This window comes from Glycomyces sp. NPDC050141, assembly GCF_055586545.1.
Window position 1 is genome coordinate 1 of record NZ_JBVJHZ010000082.1, and the last position, 2,728, is coordinate 2,728.

Sequence of the window (2,728 nt, forward strand, 5' to 3'; positions counted from 1 at the left end):
CGGGAATACGGAAGGATAGACGAGAAGAATAAACTTTTCGGGGGGGGAGGAGGACCTTCCCCCCCCCCCCCCCCCCCCCCCCCCCCCGGTGCGGTAGACGTTGCGGGGCGCGTTGTTGACTGAGCGGTTCCCGCTGCGGGCCTGGAGGATGCCGAGCTGGTCGTAGGCGGTGATCTGGCCGCCGAGGAGCATGAGGATCGGTTCGATGATGGCGAGGTCGACGACCTGGCCGGTGCCGTCGCGGTCGGTGCCGCGCAGGGCGACGAGCACGGCGTAGGCGGCGGCCAGCGCGGCGACGCCGTCGGCGAGGCCGAAGGGCGGGAGCGTGGGCGGGCCGTCGGGTTGGCCGGTGAGGGCGGCGAAGCCGCTCATGGCTTCGGCGAGGCTGCCGAAGCCGGGGCGGGAGGCGTAGGGGCCGGTCTGGCCGAAGGCGGTGACGCGGGCGATGACGAGGCGCGGGTTGGCTTTGTGGAGGGTGTCGGGTCCGAGGCCCCAGCGTTCGAGGGTGCCGGGCCGGAAGTTCTCGATGAGGACGTCGGCGTCGGCGGCGAGGCGGAGGAGGAGGTCGGCGCCTTCGGGGTTGGCGAGGTTGAGGGTGATGGCGCGTTTGTTGCGGCCCAGGGTCTTCCACCAGAGGTTGACGCCGTCTTTGGAGGGGCCGTGGCCGCGTGCGGCGTCGGGTTTGGCGGGGTGCTCGATCTTGATGACGTCGGCGCCGAAGTCGCCGAGGAAGGTGGCGGCGATGGGTCCGGCGAAGAGGGTGGAGACGTCGAGGACGCGGAGGCCTTCGAGGGGTGCGGTCATCATTCCTCCAGGTCGTAGGCGAGGCGGAAGCCGATGCGGTCGGAGCGTTCGAGGCCGAGGCCGGGGATCAGGTATTTGAGGCTGAACGAGGGCGGGCGGGGGCCGCCGTCGGCGTACCAGTCGGAGCCTTCGGCGCGGTAGTCGCTGCCGCCCTTGAGGATCGCGAAGCGGGTGATGCCGTCGGAGTGCTCGCTCTCGGTCCAGTTCCAGACGGCGGGGGTGCGGCGCTGGAAGCCGGGTTGTTCGGCGGCGAGCTGCCATTCGAACTCGTCGGGGAGGCGGGCCCCGGCCCAGGCAGCGTAGGCGCGGGCGTCTTCGAGGTTGACGCCGGTGACGGGGGCGTCGGGTTCGTTGTGGCAGTGGAGGAAGCGGCGTGCGCATTCGGGCCGGTAGCCGGTCTCGGTGAGGAAGCGGTGGTATTCGGCGGCGGAGACTTCGGTGCGGGCGACGGCGACCGGGCCCGGGACGGTGATGTCGAAGTGCGCGGTGCGGTGGTCGTGGAGGCGCGGCGGGAGGGGCTTCCATTCCTCCACATAGGGGGCTTCGCTGTAGAGGCCGGTCTCGCGGCGGCGGTAGGTGACCTCGATGCGGCGCGGTCCCGGTTCGACGCGGATGCCTTCGCCTGGGGCCGTTGAAGGTGCAGGGACGACGCGGACGGTCTCGCGGGCGGGGAAGCCCGCGTCGGAGGAGCCGGGGTCGTCGATGTCGAGCAGGTCTGCGAGCCAGTCGGGTTCGGGCGTGCCCGGCGCGAGTTCGAGGATGCCGGTGACCCCTCTGGCGGGCACGGTGACCTCGGCCGGGTCGGCAATGCCGGAGGTGACGTCGAAGCGACTGCCGCCCTTGGTGAGCAGCGGGTCGCCGGTCCAGTCGGCGTCGGCCCGGTTGACGATGGTCCACAAGGTCGTGCCGCGCAGATGCCAGCGCGAGACGTAGACGCCCGCTTCGATCGCTTCGGGGCTCGCGCCTTCGAGCGGTGACCATGCCCCTTGGATCAGGATCTCGCTGGCGGCGCGCTGGACGCGGAGCATCCGGCGCAGGGTGGCCTTGTCGCGGTCGTTCCAGCCGACCCAGACGCCGAACACGGTGTCCCACACGAGGACGCCGGTGCCGTTCATCCACGCGGACTGGAGTTCACCGCTGTGGTCGCGGTTCCAGCGGCGGATCGAGTGCATCATGTGGCGGCGCTCGTACCAGTGGGCGCGCTGCACGCCGGGCGCTTCGGAGTCGGCGAACCACTGGGCCCAGCTGAGGAGGTGGTCTTCGACGCGCTGGTTGGGGACGCGGGATTCGCCTTCGAGGACCTGCGGGGGTTTCGTGTCGGCGAGGGCGCGGGTGAGGGCGGCGTCGCCTTCTTTGAGGGTGTCGAGGAAGACGCCGTCGGAGTTCAGCACGTCGACCAGGCGGGCCAGTTCCTCGGCGTCCGCGGCGCCGGTGCGGCGGGTGCCGGTGTCCCAGGGGTTGTAGTCGATGAAGACGCGGACGCCGCGTTCGTGGAAGGCCTGCACCAGGAGTTCGAGCTCGAGGTCGTCGTCGTAGAAGTCGAACTGGTTGCGGTCGTCGATGCCGATGACCGGGTAGGCGTGCCAGAGGACCACGCCGTCGAGGCCGCCCGTGTCCGCGAACGATGCGAGGAGCCGGTCCACGGTGAACCACTGCTCGGCGTGGTCGAAGAGGCGTTCGTCCCACAGCCACACCTGCGCGACGGCGTAGGCGCGGGCCGCCCAGCGGGTCTCGGGGTGGTCGTAGGCGGCGCCGCTGTAGGCGAGGCGGGGGGGGGGGGGGGGGGGGGGGGGTGTGGGGGGGGGGGGGGGGGGGGGGTGGGGGGGGGTGGGGGGGGGGTGGGGGGGGGGGGGGGGGGGGGGGGGAGGGGAGGGGGGGGGGGGGGGGGGGGGGGGGGGGGGGGGGGGGGGGGGGGGGGAAAAAA

General features: G+C 72.3%; 2 protein-coding genes. Both read right to left on the bottom strand.

Annotation, left to right across the window (positions count from 1 at the left end; all coding sequences use genetic code 11):
- Window positions 1-807: CaiB/BaiF CoA transferase family protein (locus ACZ60M_RS25415; protein ID WP_465422039.1), on the bottom strand; the 807-nt coding region annotated here is incomplete at its 3' end.
- Window positions 804-2,498 (bottom strand): SUMF1/EgtB/PvdO family nonheme iron enzyme, encoded by a 1,695-nt coding sequence (locus tag ACZ60M_RS25420; RefSeq protein WP_465422041.1) that lies wholly within the window; start codon window positions 2,496-2,498, stop codon window positions 804-806. The genes ACZ60M_RS25415 and ACZ60M_RS25420, both read right to left, overlap by 4 nt.
- Window positions 2,499-2,728 lie beyond the last annotated feature (230 nt).